The organism is Exiguobacterium sp. SH3S1 (assembly GCF_004337105.1).
GTDB lineage: Bacteria > Bacillota > Bacilli > Exiguobacteriales > Exiguobacteriaceae > Exiguobacterium > Exiguobacterium aurantiacum_A.
Genome location: NZ_SJUW01000007.1, coordinates 86,611 through 98,849 on the forward strand (window position 1 = coordinate 86,611; position 12,239 = coordinate 98,849).

Consider the following 12,239-nt stretch of genomic DNA (forward strand, 5'->3'; position numbering starts at 1 on the left):
ACCTTGTTATCTATGCCCTCGGTATTCTCCAACTCTCACAAAGTGGATCCTTATGTGAACTAGAGTCTTTACGAAGCTTATCGATTCATAATTCGAGATTGCTTAATGAAAAAAAACGAACCATGACATGTGTCATTGACTCGTTTTGTGCTCGGTATTCCGTTGTTCTTTTGCTTTGCTCAACACTTTCGCGGTGACATGGTCGTCATCGAACATCAAGATGAATCGATCGAGCCAGCGTGGGGTGAGGATACTGAAAACAATCAAACTGACAATGAGTGCCAGCAGAACTTGAATCGAAACAACACCTGCATGATAGAAAGCGAACAGGCTCAAAATCGCGACGAATCCGATCCATTCGAACACGAAGCCCATGTAGACCCAGCGTGTGTAGCGACGGCTTTCGTTGAACGTGAGCAAGAGCTTCGTCTTACGCCACTCCAGACATAAATACGGGAAATAGGAGATGGCCAAGACAAACGGGAGCCACGTCGGTGCCATATAGCCGACGACGACCGTGGCGACGAGCCCGGCCATCCAAATCCACCACCGTACAAACCAATGGGTATCGTCTTGTACGAGCAGCTGATTAATGCGTTCTTGTTTTGTCAGGCTGGTCATAGGACACCTCTCGCCGTAGCTAATTCTGAACGAAGCGGTTGCTCAGGGTCTTTACTGACGGATCTGTTGGATCGGTTATAAAATAGCGTCAGCATGACCGCGCAGCACACTAGGAGCACCCATACCCACCACGGGGCCACGAGTTTATAGCTGACGACACTACCGACTGTGAGAGCGAGCCAACCGATGAGAATCCAGTAGACGTTCCGTGTCGCCCGTTGCGCCTCAGGTTTGTCAGACAGACGAGCAAACACATCGGCTTCCTTCCATAAAGATACTATCAGTCCGGCTGCTAACAATGCCATCAACCCTGTCCATAACCACCAAATCTCTTCAGCGAGTAGAGAAAAAAATAAGAATGCAGGGAACGGTGCGAATAACGTCTCCCGCCGTTTCTTCCACTGATTACGATATGTATCCATTCGGTCTATTCGTTCTTGTTTCGTCATACAACTTCAGTCCTTTTCTAATCATTGATTCCGTCAAGACGGCGCTTCAGTTGCTCACGATTGGCTTTCACTAGCATACTCGAGGTGACATGTTCCGGGTCGAGTTGAAGAAGTTTTTTGTCAATCCAAAACGGCAACAAGATGGATGGCGGTGCCCCAATCACCAGTGCCCACATAAGTGCATCCACATGAATTTTCCCCGTCAAAAGCAGCGCAATGAGACTGAACAGTAAAAAGAAAGTGAAGCATAGTGAGAAAAAATTCACTTTGATGAGACGACGATACGCCCAGTCTTCATTAAACTGCAGGTAGACAACCGTCTTTTTCCATTCGAAAAACAGCGTCGGCACGAGGCCAACAACCGCGATCATGCTGGAGTAAGTCGTCTGCATCATAAAGTAGAGCGCACCCACGAAAAGGAGTACACTGCTCCCAATCATAAAACGTCGATACGTTTTGTCCACTTGTAACAGCGCTTGGAATCGAGTTTCCCGGTCCATCAGTCTCCCCCTTAGTCCCTAACATTATCGAGTCGAATCTCCCGAAACCTCGGATGCTCCGGGTCGATGTCCGTCAATCGCTCGTCTTGTTTTCGAATCAAGCGGTATCCTCCATACAACACACCGATTGTCAGCACCACTATCCACGCATACATCCAACCGAGTTTAATTGTCAGTGCAATCGACAAAATCGAGAGAACAAACAGGACGAAGGTGAATCCGTTTCGTCGTGCAATGATTTTTTTTACACCAGCGTGCTCGGTCAACCCGATCTCGAACCGACTCACCTTTAAAAAAGAGCCCCCAAGTAACAACAAACAGACGGCTACACCGGTCACGTACCAACCGTTCCATGAATCCGATTCAATCAAACCGACGATGAAAAACGACATCGGAAACGTGATGAGGCCTTGAAGCAATGCCATTTTAACGTTCGATTTATAGATGACATTGATGCGTTCTTGTTTTATCATCGAATTCCCCCTCAAAAACTTTCTCGTTTGACGTCTCGACGCGTCGGTTGTTCAGGGTCAATCAGTTTTACCTTCTCATCAAGTAAACGCTCGACAAGCACCAGGGCTAAAGCCGTAAGTGAGAAGACAAAATACGGTACCCAACTAATTGTTTCTAACTTCAAGAGCAACGGGAAAAAGAGACAAATAAAGACAACCATCATAAAATCAAATATATATTGGATGTGAATGATGCGCTTGGCCCGGACCCGCTCGGTAAAGCTGCTCATAAACCGACTTTCGCGAACAATCATCACTCCGTACGCAAACAATGACGCAATCATCAAACTGCCGTACAAGAGAGCGTGTGTCTCGGTTTGCAAAAAGAAGAAAAGAAGCACGCCAATCGGAATCGCAAAACCGAGCCTGACGAGAAGCCATTTGCGATTTCCTTTAATCATTTTCTTTAGACGTTCATGTTTGTTCATATCGTTCACCTCTTCTGTAATTATACGTTCATCCGTCTCAAAAAGTTCCGTATTTTTACATTTTTCTCGTCGGTCCGATTTGCTTGACGAGATTAAAATCTCGTCTTATAGTTTAGTTAACTTAACTTTATTTAAAAATGAGGTCTCCTTATGAACTTGCTACACAATTCCCGTTTCATTTTCACTTGGCTGTCCGGCATGACGCTGACGCTCGGCTTTTCCATCTTCTTTTTGAGCATGTCGTGGCTCACGATCGATGTGTTGAAACAACCGGCCCTGCTCGGCATCATCATGACGGCCGTCTCGTTGCCGCGCGTGATCATGATGGTGTTCGGCGGTGTCTTTGCCGACCGTTATCAAAAGAGTCGTCTCTTATTTTTGACGAACCTCGGGCAAGGTGTCTTGATGCTCGTCGTCGTCTCATTGCACTTAAATGACGCTTATTCCGTGGTCGCACTAGTCCTCATCTCAATTGCGTTCGGACTATTGGACGGCATGTCGTATCCGGCGCTGTCTTCACTCATCCCGTCTCTCGTCAAAAAACACGAGCTCCAACGCGCCAACTCGTTATTCCAAGGGTCGCTCGAGCTCATGTTCGTGATCGGTCCATTTTTAGCCGGTCTTCTGTTGACGTGGGGCGGCTTCGGTCTTAGCTTTAGTACCGCGGCTGCGCTCATCTTTATCTCTGCTTTCTTGATGATGCCGCGGCTGATTCGAGACCATATTCCAGCGGCACAGACGATGTCGCTCAAGCACGTCGTCTTGGATTTGAAAGAAGGAATCCGCTACGTCTCGAAGACACCGATTTTGCGAAGCGGTACGTTCTCGATTGCGATCGTCAACTTGTTCATCATGGGACCGCTCATCATGAGCATCCCGATCCTCGTCGGTGAACGTGGCGGCACGGCGTTTGATTTGAGTTTGATTGAAGGTGGGCTCGCCGTCGGGACGTTCGTCGCAAGTTTTCTCGTCTTGTTGCTGCGGTCGGTCCACCGCGGCCGCTTCGTCTTCCGCGCCTTGTTCTTGACGATTGTCGCATTTCTCTTCTACACGCAAGCCGAGTCCGTCCCGATGCTCGCTTTCGCGGCGGCCATGAGCGGCTTCATGCTGATGCTCGTCTATTTGCCGGCCGTCACGCTCATGCAAGAGCATAGCGACCAAGATAAGATCGGTCGCGTCATGAGCATCATGGCGCTCGCCGCGTCCGGCCTAGAGCCGATCGCGTTCGCCGTGCTATCAATCCTTGTCGCGTTATCCGTTCCGATTCAAACGCTCCTCATCACGTTTGGTATAATCGGACTAGCATTTAGTATCGTCCTGTATGTGCGGAGCCAGACGTTCCGTGACACACGTTAAGGAATGAAAGGAGAACGGGTTTTGAAAGAGACACGCAAACAACAAGTCATTGAGATGTATCGTCAAGTCGACGAGCTCGACTTGTTGTTCACCAAATACTTTACCGACTTGAACGAGTTTGAACTCAGTTACCAGCAAGAACAGATGTTGCTGCTCTTCAAACGAAAAGACACATGGACGACGACCGAGATCGCGACGAAGATGAATATCTCGAAAAGTGCGGTCAGCCAAGTGTTGAAAGTGCTCGAACAACGCCAGTTCGTCCAAAAAGAGAAAAATCCGGACAACTTGCGTGAGAGCTTCATCCGGCTCGGTCCGGTCGGCCTCGACTACTCGAAACAAGTCGATCGAATCGAAGAACAGCTCGCCGAAGAGATGTTCTCCGTGCTCGAGGATGACGAGATGAAGATGATCAATCGCGCGCTCGCGTTGATGATTCAGAAGTTCAAATAAAAATGCGTATCGTCCCGACTTGGGAGGATACGCATTTTTGGTTAGAGTTGCTCGACGACCCGGATTGCAGAACGAAGTGCCCCTTCGATATGACCGCCGAACATGGAATCCGTCTCGGTCCCAGCAAGTGAGAGACGTCCTGCCCAAGCGGTGTCGAGCGTAATCGGTCCGTAAACAGGGAAGTCGGTCAACGGTTGGGCATCTTGCGAACTTGCCGTGTCGCGGTCACTCGACCAATCCACGTACAAGACGTCACGCGGCTCGCGTGCCTCTTCCCCGAACAGTCGAACGAGTTGCTCGACGACGAGACGATTGAGCTCGTCCCGGTCTAGTGTGGCCCGCTCAAAAGGTGATAACCGGAAGAAACCGAACAGTGCCCCGTACCCTCCCGGCGCTGACGCGTCATGAATCTCCTGCAACACCCCGGACCAACTCATACCGAGCCCCGATAAGCCGGCGTCTCGCCAAAACGGTCGGTCATACACGGCGACCACTTTTGCTTGTCCGGCCATCCACGTTGGTGTAGCCGACAGCTTCGCCTTCGTCGCTTCAGACAGTTCTGGTTGAAACGAGATGCGTGAGACGAGCCGTGGCGGGATGGCTAACATGACGTGTTGGAACGTTTTTGCCGATCCTGCTTCGACCGTGACCGATACCCCGTCTTCTGTCTGTCGAATCGACGTGACGGTCGTCTCGAGTTCGATTGTCCCTTCTGGAAGTCTCCCAGCGAGCGCTGTGGTCAGTGTCGCCATACCGCCTTCAAGCCGCATCGATAGAACGGTCTGCTCGGGTGGCAACGCGTGGCGCTCGATCACGCCAACTTTCCGCTCGAGCATCAAGTCACCGGTCGTATGTTGCGGGAACACCGGAAGTCCGAGTCGTTCGACGAGTTGCGTGATCGTCTTCTCGGTGTCCGGCCAATACCATGTCGGACCGAGGTCGAAGCCATTTTGGCTCAACACCCGTCCGCCGATGCGATCGCGTGCTTCAAATACGGTGACGTCATAACCTTTTTCGATGAGGAGCGAGGCGGCGTAAAGGCCGCTGACGCCCGCCCCGATGATGGCGATTTTCATAATGTTGCTCCTTCCTCGATAAACGTCATCACGTCAAGCACTTGGCCGACCTCGATTCGATTGACGAGATAGTAGTATTTCGTGTTCGTTTCGGGATACTCCTCAACTACTGCCTCGCACCAATCCTGGTCGAACATCTTCTCCCATGACGTCTGCAATTCTTCTTCACTTGTCGCCTCCCTGTCCTCGAACGTCAAAAACCAACGATTCACAGCAAAATTCCAATAGCCCGCCTCTATCGCGAGCACACTCAGATCCGGCAAATCGACGGTCAAGACGACACCGGGCTCTCCCGGCTCAAGATACCCTCCTCGTCCGACGTCTGGAATCGTATCACTCAACCAAACGGGATACGCTCCCGCGAGCGACTGACCCGTCCGTTTTTCGTATTGTCCGGCCAGCCAATCATAGGCAGGGCGATATAATGCCAACTCTTCATCTTGAAACACGGCATATTCTGGGTCGCCGAACAAGTAGCCTCGTTTTTCTGCGGCTTCCCAAGCTGCTGCGTGTTGATATGTATAGTAAATTGCCATAATCGAACTCCTTTAATGTCTGTTATCTATAGCATAACGAACGTGAGGTCAATCCATCCACCCTCGAGCTCTTTGAGTTTGTATGAATTTGGAAGTATACTAGTCGTGTGGATTACGTAAAGGAGGAAAGAGGATGAATGTTTTAATCACATTACTATTTAGTTTATTGGCAATAATTGTCCCACTCGCGTTAATCATTACCGGCATCGTATTGATCGTTCGATTTATCGGTCGTTATGAAAAACGAGCTGACACGCGACTCGATCTGGAGCGTCAAGCCGCAGCTCATCAGCAACAACAGTTCGACGTTTTAGTAGAACGTCTCGAACGAATCGAAGAAAAGATGGAGGCACGCCCTTAATGTCGACATCATTCACAATTTGGACGAAACGTCTCGTCATCACAGCCATCATCGGCGGTGTATTACTAGTCTCTACTATCGCCTGTCAACGCGTATTCAACATGTCGGAAATCAATCTATTGGTCGACAAGGCGAACGAACAACAACTCAGTTACGAGTTAATTATTCATAACCCGCTGACGAACGCATATAGCTTCACCATCATGCCTGACTAAAGCGAAAGGAGTGTTTCCATGGAGTTGAACACCATGTTCTTAATCGCATCGCTCCTGCTAAACGCCTTTTTAATCAATGTAATTGCTGAGCAAGCAAAAGACGTACGTGCACTGCGGCGAAAGCAAATTCAGAACGATCCTCTCATACTAGACGATGCGTTGGCTGCAATAGTGAAAGAGAAAATTGATACGCATGGGGTCGTCACGGCCGTAAAGTTTTTACGGGAGACTCATGACATGTCACTACTTGAAGCGAAACGACTCGTCGACCGCATTACTGGTCGATCGATTTCATAAAAAGGGAGTAGCGCGCGCTACTCCCTTTTTATTGATTTCATTTCGGAAAGAAACCGACTTTTCCTCGTTCGTAGACTTTATGTGTGACGTGCTCCGGGTCGATATTAGCAAGCCTTTGATCAATCTTAGAAGAGGCAATCCACGCAAATAGATTGAACGCCACAACGAGAATTAAAATATTTGCTTGTTCCGGACGTAATAGCAACGTCACAATCAAGATACAAAAAATCACAATCACGGCCATCCCGCTCCAATATTCATACCAGACAAGTCGCCGATAGTCGGGAGCATCGTTGAACGTGAGCAACGTCTTCGTTCGTGACCTTATTTTAACGAACCCAATGGCTGGAATGAACAAGACGAACCAAATTAGTTCAGCGAGTCGACGCTCGCCTGTGAACCAAAACATAAGGCCGAGTAAGACGATGAACAATCCAAGAAGGAACGCTTGGCGGGTGGAACGTTTCCCTGCTTCGTATAAGTGATCAAACCGTTCGCGTTGGGTCATGAATCCTGTCTTCCCCTCTTCAACTGATTTCTTTAAAATGACAGTTTCCTTGCCAATGGAATGGAATCGACTTCTTCAAACCAAGTCGATAGCCGAGACGCCACCCAAATCCTCGGATCCGGTCCGACCAACTGTCATTCAAGTTTTGGAACGGCATGACGGCTCGGACTTGATGTAGCTCGATGCGATGAATCACGTATTGATAGTCAGGTGCCTCGATTGACCGATTGACCGCCATCTCTTCGCACCACTTTCGATCAAAGATTTTTTCCCAAGACTTTCGTGTATATGCCGGGTCAATGTCTTCCCGGTGGTCAAATGCTTCGGCTGTATCGCAAAAAGTAGAGTTATACGGAACGAAGTCCCAAAATGAAATTTCCGAAGCCAACACTTGATCGTCCGGTAATTCAACCGTCAACACAACACCTTTGTTTCCTTGTCCGATATGTCCGTCAGTGCTTAGGTCAGGAAACTCGTCCAAACACCAGACCGGATAGTTTCCATTCAGCGAAATCCCAATTCGTTGCTCATATTGTTCAACCATCCAGTCATAAGCCGGTTTGAAAAAATCAAATCCTTCGTCATTGAACATGGCGTATCGAGGGTCACCTTGTAAATATCCTCGCTCCAATGCCACTTTCCAAGCGTCTTCATGCTGATACGTATAATAGATGCCCATATTCATTAACCCTCTCCATATTTTTTCTTTCACCACTTTATCCGATTTCATATCAACAAGTAGTGAAAATAATGGTCAGGGTTAGTCGGTCGATTGCAATTTAGGCGTTCGGACTCGGATACTTCACCGCATTTTTCTCAAGCTTCTCTTCAATCGCTTGCGACACATCGATTCCTGCCGCATGGGCGAACGTCAGCGCGTAAATGAGGACATCCGCAAGCTCTTCTTTCATCTCGACTTGTTTCGTCTCGAGCACTTCTTCGCTCGACACCCATTGAAACAACTCCAACAGTTCGCTCGCCTCAAGCGACAACGATAACGCCAAGTCTTTTGGGTTATGGTGGAACGCCCAATCGCGCTCGTCTCGGAATTCAATCACTTTGTCCATCAGTCGTTGTACTTCGCTCATGTCTTATACAGCCTCATTTCATCGTTGTTAAGATTTCTTTCCCCACCGCAAAAATACCTCGATCGATATGCTCTTGAATCAATCGCTTCGACACACTCATCGATAATTCGTTTACTCCTAATACTTCCTTTAGTCCTTCGTGGAAAGATACAAAATCGGGAACGACTTTCTCGAATTGATATTCTTTTTGCAGTCGCGTCAAATAAAAGGAAACATCGAAACGTTTTTCGATTGGTAACTCTTGTGTCAGAAAAATGTATTCTAATTCGCTTTCGATGTTGTGATGTAACGCCGCATCCTGATTGATTACCTTAAGCAACAACGCCTGGAGCATCTCTACTTCTGCTTGCAACTCAAACACTTGTGTCTGGAGTTGTTCGTATTTTGTGACCATATGATTGATTCACCCACCTTATTATAAAACGACGCCCTCTAATTTTACCAAAAGATGTAACTTGAATGAGTAATAATCTTCCTCTTAAGACCTTCTTTGTAAAATGTTATACTCCAACTAAAAAGGGAGGGATTCGGTGCTTACTTTCGACAACGTCTCTGTTCGCCAACAAGATACACTCATCCTTGAAGATATCTCGTTTACCATCAATCCCGGCGAAATCGCGGCCATTCACTGCGGCGTCACTTCCCGGGAAATATTGTTCGCGCTACTGACCGACGAGCACGCTGCCTACTCTGGAACCATCGATACAGAAAATCGTACGCTTTCGCTCTTCTCTATCCGTGACGGTTTATATGACCGGCTGACGGTCGAGGAATTCTTGCGTTTCACGCAGATGCTCTATGAATCGACGGAAGCGGTCGACTCGATTCTGCAAACCGTCCAACTCACACCATACCGGAACAAACGCTTGAACCGACTCAGCCTATCGCTCGTCCGGCGCGTCCAATACGCGGCGCTCCTATTACATAATCGAGACATCTACGTGCTCGAAGAACCCGATCAAAACGTCGACCAAGAAACAAGGCATTTGTTTGCGACCGTGTTGATGAAACTGAAGCAACAACAAAAGACGATCCTGCTTCTGACGAGCAATATGGAGAGTGCCCTCTTCGTCACATCGACCGTCTATCGCATCGACCATCGGCACTTGCGCCTACTCGATGTCGAACCTGATGAACCGGATGCGAACGAAGATGTCACGCCTGATGTGATGCACGTCCGCTTCGAGAAAATTCCGACGAAAGTGAACGAGAAAATCGTCTTGCTCGATCCACCGGAAATCGACTACATCGAAAGTCAGGATGGCCAATCCGTGTTGCACAGTCAATCCGAGCAGTTCCCAAGCGTCTTCACGATGAACGAGCTCGAGACGCGTCTGACTCCTTACGGCTTCTTTCGCTGCCACCGGTCGTACATCGTCAACCTCCAACGGGTACGAGAAGTCATCACGTATACGAAAAACAGTTTTAGTCTCGTCTTAGATGATGCCGAGAAGACGACCATTCCGCTCTCAAAGACGAAAATGGCCGAATTGAAGACGATGATCGGGCTGAAATAAGCTCCATTCACCGTCTCCTTCGCTTCACTCGCTCCTCAAAAAGCGCCGTTTATCGCCATTCTAATGCGTCCTCCTTTTCTTCTCGATATGATGTAAGCAAGCAAGACGACATCAACAAGGAGGAACGAGCGATGCAGGATATCATTACAGTGAATCAATTGAAAAAGTTGTTCGGCAATGAAGAGGCGTTACGAAACGTGACGTTTTCCGTTAAAAAAGGAGAGGTGTTCGGCTTTCTTGGACCGAGTGGATCTGGGAAGACGACGACCATTAAAATCTTGACGTCACAACTCGCCCAGACGTCAGGTGACGCGACCGTGTTCGGTGTACCGGTCTCGGAGTTAAAACAAGAACAGTATCGGAAGCGGATCGGCGTGTTGACCGATAACAGCGGACTGTACACACGTCTCTCGATTGAAGAGAACTTGCAGCTCTACTGTGACCTATACGACGAGCCACGAACACGAATCGATGAAGTGCTCCAGATGGTGAACTTGGCTGGAGAACGCAAAAAACGCATCTCCGCTTTATCACGTGGGATGTTGCAGCGGGTGACACTGGCTCGGGCGTTGTTGCATGAACCGGAACTGTTGTTTTTAGATGAGCCGACGTCCGCGCTCGATCCGGTCAACTCGCGCCACATTTATAAAGGGATTGAACGCTTGAAGGCAAAAGGGACGACCATCTTCTTGACGACGCACGACATGAACGAGGCAGAGGAACTGTGCGACCGCGTCGCCTTCTTACACCAAGGCGAGATCCAACTGCTCGACGCCCCGAAACGATTGCGCCGGAAATATGCGAACGGCTCGATGCGCGTCGAACTGCATGACGGGGAGACGGTTGACTTGAAACAAGGGAAAGACGGGGCCGACTGGCTCCATGAACAGATGCGCGATCAGAACGTCGCGGCGATTCATTCGAACGAGCCGACGCTCGGGGATATCTTTATCGAAGTGACGGGGAGGAAATTATCATGACATTTTCAATGAAACGGGCACTCGCCATTTTCCAGAAAGACTATAAAGACTTGTCGCGGAACTTATTCGTCTCCTCGACGTTGATCATGCCGCTGTTCTTCGCCGTCTTCTATTCACAGCTCGGCGGAGGAGGCATCGACGTGACGTACTTCGTCATCAATATCACGTTCAGTCTCGTCGCGACGTTCGTCCAGTGCGCCTTGATCGCCGAAGAAAAAGAGAAGAACACGCTCCGTGGGCTGATGTTGTCACCGGCGAGCACGCTCGACATCTTGCTCGGAAAGAGTGCGCTCACCTTCGTGACGACGCTCATCCTTATCTCGGCGTGTGCCTTCATCATGGGCTACACCCCTGCGAATCTGTTCGTCATCTCACTCGCACTTATCGTCTCAACGTTCTTTTATATCGGGATTGGGACGATTCTCGGATTGATGACGAAGACGGTCATGGAAGCCTCACTCATCGTCATGCCAGCGTTCTTCTTCTTCTCGTTTTCACCGATGTTGTCAGTGTACGAAGACCGGTTCGCAATCATCGGCCTTCTCGACTACTTACCGAACGTTGTCTTAATCGATCTTGCGTTTCAGATTGAGGCTGGCGCTGGACTCGGCTCTACATGGGTGGAGCTTCTGATTCTGTCCGCCTGGGCGCTCGTCACGTTCGTCGGAAGTATTGTCATGTATAACCGGAAACAGACGGATTGATTGAAACTAGGTGTCGCTTCGATTTTAAAAGCGACACCTTTTGTATTCTCTTAAGTTGGTTGGCTACTCTACCAAACGTCCATTATCATTCCACTGTCCGTACATCTCGTTCGCTTTCGTTTTCTCAATGAACTTATCAAGCCGTTTCACATACAAATCGCGATCTTGACGAACACTTTGTATCGTATCGGTGCGGATGCGGCGATACAGTTCGGGAAAGCCGTTAAAGTGTCGATACAGCTGTGTATCTTCTTGCAATCGCGCTATGATTTCCTCAGCAATGACAAACGACTCACGTCGCATATCAGGGAGCACGCGTTCCCCGTGCTCTGTCATCAACCCCAATCGTTGTAGTCTGCGGACACGTTCTTTATTCAACTCGGTCCAGTCGCTTCGTTTTCGTCTTGGTGAAAAGCGCTGCGCTAATTCCCCAGCTGCCGTCTTTTTCGCAATCCCGTCAATCCAACCGAAACATAACGCTTCTTCCACGGCGTCTAAATATAATAAGCCCTCGCTGCCATCCTTCCGACTGAGGATGACCCAGCAAAACGATTGTTCGTCTGCATGTTCGTAGAGCCATTTCCGAAAATCATTTCGATGTTCGAAGCGTAAGACGTGGTCGATTTCCATGTGCTTCC

At 48.9% G+C, this 12,239-nt stretch carries 20 protein-coding genes; 8 read left to right on the plus strand and 12 right to left on the minus strand.

Translation table 11 applies throughout. The annotated features are described in order from the left end of the window. Positions 1–132: 132 nt before the first annotated feature. From EVJ26_RS09505 to EVJ26_RS09525, 5 genes are read right to left on the minus strand one after another with little or no spacing between them, the layout of a single operon-like run. On the minus strand, positions 133–621 hold the full coding sequence (locus EVJ26_RS09505) for a hypothetical protein (protein WP_131470313.1): 489 nt from the start codon (positions 619–621) through the stop codon (positions 133–135). After that, positions 618–1,070, minus strand: coding sequence for a hypothetical protein (locus tag EVJ26_RS09510; RefSeq protein ID WP_131470314.1), 453 nt, complete (start codon positions 1,068–1,070; stop codon positions 618–620). Before EVJ26_RS09510 ends, EVJ26_RS09505 begins: the two co-directional genes overlap by 4 nt. Positions 1,071–1,087: 17 nt before the next feature. Beyond that, on the minus strand, positions 1,088–1,570 hold the full coding sequence (locus EVJ26_RS09515; RefSeq protein ID WP_131470315.1) for a hypothetical protein: 483 nt from the start codon (positions 1,568–1,570) through the stop codon (positions 1,088–1,090). 11 nt (positions 1,571–1,581) lie between these two features. Further along, positions 1,582–2,043, minus strand: coding sequence for a hypothetical protein (locus tag EVJ26_RS09520; protein ID WP_131470316.1), 462 nt, complete (start codon positions 2,041–2,043; stop codon positions 1,582–1,584). 11 nt (positions 2,044–2,054) lie between these two features. Further along, the gene (locus EVJ26_RS09525) at positions 2,055–2,510 is read right to left on the minus strand and encodes a hypothetical protein (RefSeq protein ID WP_131470317.1); all 456 of its coding nucleotides are present in this window, start codon (positions 2,508–2,510) and stop codon (positions 2,055–2,057) included. 150 nt (positions 2,511–2,660) lie between these two features. Between EVJ26_RS09525 and EVJ26_RS09530 the strand changes: the two genes are divergently transcribed. Together EVJ26_RS09530 and EVJ26_RS09535 are read left to right on the plus strand one after the other, a co-directional pair. Beyond that, positions 2,661–3,866 carry an MFS transporter gene (locus EVJ26_RS09530; RefSeq protein WP_131470318.1) on the plus strand — a complete coding sequence of 402 codons (1,206 nt, stop codon included), beginning with the start codon at positions 2,661–2,663 and terminating at the stop codon, positions 3,864–3,866. 21 nt (positions 3,867–3,887) lie between these two features. After that, positions 3,888–4,319 carry a MarR family winged helix-turn-helix transcriptional regulator gene (locus EVJ26_RS09535; RefSeq protein WP_236634146.1) on the plus strand — a complete coding sequence of 144 codons (432 nt, stop codon included), beginning with the start codon at positions 3,888–3,890 and terminating at the stop codon, positions 4,317–4,319. A 41-nt stretch (positions 4,320–4,360) separates the two neighbouring features. On the opposite strand, the gene EVJ26_RS09540 is transcribed toward EVJ26_RS09535, so the two are convergent. Together EVJ26_RS09540 and EVJ26_RS09545 are read right to left on the minus strand one after the other, a co-directional pair. After that, positions 4,361–5,395, minus strand: coding sequence for a flavin monoamine oxidase family protein (locus EVJ26_RS09540; RefSeq protein ID WP_131470319.1), 1,035 nt, complete (start codon positions 5,393–5,395; stop codon positions 4,361–4,363). Continuing rightward, the gene (locus EVJ26_RS09545) at positions 5,392–5,931 is read right to left on the minus strand and encodes a DUF3841 domain-containing protein (protein ID WP_131470320.1); all 540 of its coding nucleotides are present in this window, start codon (positions 5,929–5,931) and stop codon (positions 5,392–5,394) included. Before EVJ26_RS09545 ends, EVJ26_RS09540 begins: the two co-directional genes overlap by 4 nt. Before the next feature lie 133 nt (positions 5,932–6,064). Between EVJ26_RS09545 and EVJ26_RS09550 the strand changes: the two genes are divergently transcribed. Genes EVJ26_RS09550 through EVJ26_RS09560 form a run of 3 tightly spaced genes read left to right on the plus strand, consistent with a single transcriptional unit; the run spans position 6,065 to position 6,804 of the window. Then, positions 6,065–6,292, plus strand: a complete 228-nt coding sequence (locus EVJ26_RS09550) for a hypothetical protein (RefSeq protein WP_131470321.1) — start codon at positions 6,065–6,067, stop codon at positions 6,290–6,292. After that, positions 6,292–6,507, plus strand: coding sequence for a hypothetical protein (locus tag EVJ26_RS09555; RefSeq protein ID WP_131470322.1), 216 nt, complete (start codon positions 6,292–6,294; stop codon positions 6,505–6,507). Before EVJ26_RS09550 ends, EVJ26_RS09555 begins: the two co-directional genes overlap by 1 nt. An 18-nt stretch (positions 6,508–6,525) precedes the next feature. Next, positions 6,526–6,804 (plus strand): hypothetical protein, encoded by a 279-nt coding sequence (locus EVJ26_RS09560; RefSeq protein ID WP_131470323.1) that lies wholly within the window; start codon positions 6,526–6,528, stop codon positions 6,802–6,804. Between the two features lie 37 nt (positions 6,805–6,841). On the opposite strand, the gene EVJ26_RS09565 is transcribed toward EVJ26_RS09560, so the two are convergent. The 4 genes from EVJ26_RS09565 to EVJ26_RS09580 all read right to left on the minus strand — a co-directional run bounded on the left by EVJ26_RS09565 (position 6,842) and on the right by EVJ26_RS09580 (position 8,794). Beyond that, positions 6,842–7,312, minus strand: a complete 471-nt coding sequence (locus EVJ26_RS09565) for a hypothetical protein (protein WP_131470324.1) — start codon at positions 7,310–7,312, stop codon at positions 6,842–6,844. A 19-nt stretch (positions 7,313–7,331) separates the two neighbouring features. Continuing rightward, entirely contained in the window at positions 7,332–7,997 is a 666-nt protein-coding gene (locus EVJ26_RS09570) for a DUF3841 domain-containing protein (RefSeq protein WP_161567615.1), read from the minus strand. 94 nt (positions 7,998–8,091) lie between these two features. After that, positions 8,092–8,400, minus strand: coding sequence for a nucleotide pyrophosphohydrolase (locus EVJ26_RS09575; protein ID WP_131470326.1), 309 nt, complete (start codon positions 8,398–8,400; stop codon positions 8,092–8,094). Positions 8,401–8,413: 13 nt separating this feature from the next. Continuing rightward, the gene (locus tag EVJ26_RS09580) at positions 8,414–8,794 is read right to left on the minus strand and encodes a hypothetical protein (RefSeq protein WP_131470327.1); all 381 of its coding nucleotides are present in this window, start codon (positions 8,792–8,794) and stop codon (positions 8,414–8,416) included. 136 nt (positions 8,795–8,930) lie between these two features. On the opposite strand from EVJ26_RS09580, the gene EVJ26_RS09585 reads away from it, so the two are divergent. The 3 genes from EVJ26_RS09585 (at position 8,931) to EVJ26_RS09595 (ending at position 11,601) form a co-directional block, all read left to right on the plus strand. Next, positions 8,931–9,917 carry a LytTR family transcriptional regulator DNA-binding domain-containing protein gene (locus EVJ26_RS09585; protein ID WP_131470328.1) on the plus strand — a complete coding sequence of 329 codons (987 nt, stop codon included), beginning with the start codon at positions 8,931–8,933 and terminating at the stop codon, positions 9,915–9,917. 131 nt (positions 9,918–10,048) lie between these two features. Further along, complete coding sequence (locus EVJ26_RS09590) at positions 10,049–10,897, plus strand: ABC transporter ATP-binding protein (RefSeq protein ID WP_131470329.1); 849 nt, start codon at positions 10,049–10,051, stop codon at positions 10,895–10,897. Next, the gene (locus EVJ26_RS09595) at positions 10,894–11,601 is read left to right on the plus strand and encodes an ABC transporter permease (RefSeq protein ID WP_131470330.1); all 708 of its coding nucleotides are present in this window, start codon (positions 10,894–10,896) and stop codon (positions 11,599–11,601) included. Before EVJ26_RS09590 ends, EVJ26_RS09595 begins: the two co-directional genes overlap by 4 nt. Before the next feature lie 63 nt (positions 11,602–11,664). On the opposite strand, the gene EVJ26_RS09600 is transcribed toward EVJ26_RS09595, so the two are convergent. Beyond that, positions 11,665–12,231 carry a YdeI/OmpD-associated family protein gene (locus EVJ26_RS09600; RefSeq protein ID WP_131470331.1) on the minus strand — a complete coding sequence of 189 codons (567 nt, stop codon included), beginning with the start codon at positions 12,229–12,231 and terminating at the stop codon, positions 11,665–11,667. Between the last annotated feature and the right edge of the window lie 8 nt (positions 12,232–12,239).

What these genes read in the sequence shown, in the direction of transcription:
- EVJ26_RS09550 (WP_131470321.1), top strand. Translation starts at nt 6,065, where the DNA reads ATGAATGTTTTAATCACATTACTATTTAGTTTATTGGCAATAATTGTC.
- EVJ26_RS09545 (WP_131470320.1), bottom strand. Translation starts at nt 5,931, where the DNA reads ATGGCAATTTACTATACATATCAACACGCAGCAGCTTGGGAAGCCGCA.
- EVJ26_RS09590 (WP_131470329.1), top strand. Translation starts at nt 10,049, where the DNA reads ATGCAGGATATCATTACAGTGAATCAATTGAAAAAGTTGTTCGGCAAT.
- EVJ26_RS09595 (WP_131470330.1), top strand. Translation starts at nt 10,894, where the DNA reads ATGACATTTTCAATGAAACGGGCACTCGCCATTTTCCAGAAAGACTAT.
- EVJ26_RS09565 (WP_131470324.1), bottom strand. Translation starts at nt 7,312, where the DNA reads ATGACCCAACGCGAACGGTTTGATCACTTATACGAAGCAGGGAAACGT.
- EVJ26_RS09575 (WP_131470326.1), bottom strand. Translation starts at nt 8,400, where the DNA reads ATGAGCGAAGTACAACGACTGATGGACAAAGTGATTGAATTCCGAGAC.
- EVJ26_RS09600 (WP_131470331.1), bottom strand. Translation starts at nt 12,231, where the DNA reads ATGGAAATCGACCACGTCTTACGCTTCGAACATCGAAATGATTTTCGG.
- EVJ26_RS09520 (WP_131470316.1), bottom strand. Translation starts at nt 2,043, where the DNA reads ATGATAAAACAAGAACGCATCAATGTCATCTATAAATCGAACGTTAAA.
- EVJ26_RS09540 (WP_131470319.1), bottom strand. Translation starts at nt 5,395, where the DNA reads ATGAAAATCGCCATCATCGGGGCGGGCGTCAGCGGCCTTTACGCCGCC.
- EVJ26_RS09530 (WP_131470318.1), top strand. Translation starts at nt 2,661, where the DNA reads ATGAACTTGCTACACAATTCCCGTTTCATTTTCACTTGGCTGTCCGGC.
- EVJ26_RS09515 (WP_131470315.1), bottom strand. Translation starts at nt 1,570, where the DNA reads ATGGACCGGGAAACTCGATTCCAAGCGCTGTTACAAGTGGACAAAACG.
- EVJ26_RS09560 (WP_131470323.1), top strand. Translation starts at nt 6,526, where the DNA reads ATGGAGTTGAACACCATGTTCTTAATCGCATCGCTCCTGCTAAACGCC.
- EVJ26_RS09570 (WP_161567615.1), bottom strand. Translation starts at nt 7,997, where the DNA reads ATGAATATGGGCATCTATTATACGTATCAGCATGAAGACGCTTGGAAA.
- EVJ26_RS09505 (WP_131470313.1), bottom strand. Translation starts at nt 621, where the DNA reads ATGACCAGCCTGACAAAACAAGAACGCATTAATCAGCTGCTCGTACAA.
- EVJ26_RS09525 (WP_131470317.1), bottom strand. Translation starts at nt 2,510, where the DNA reads ATGAACAAACATGAACGTCTAAAGAAAATGATTAAAGGAAATCGCAAA.
- EVJ26_RS09510 (WP_131470314.1), bottom strand. Translation starts at nt 1,070, where the DNA reads ATGACGAAACAAGAACGAATAGACCGAATGGATACATATCGTAATCAG.
- EVJ26_RS09580 (WP_131470327.1), bottom strand. Translation starts at nt 8,794, where the DNA reads ATGGTCACAAAATACGAACAACTCCAGACACAAGTGTTTGAGTTGCAA.
- EVJ26_RS09555 (WP_131470322.1), top strand. Translation starts at nt 6,292, where the DNA reads ATGTCGACATCATTCACAATTTGGACGAAACGTCTCGTCATCACAGCC.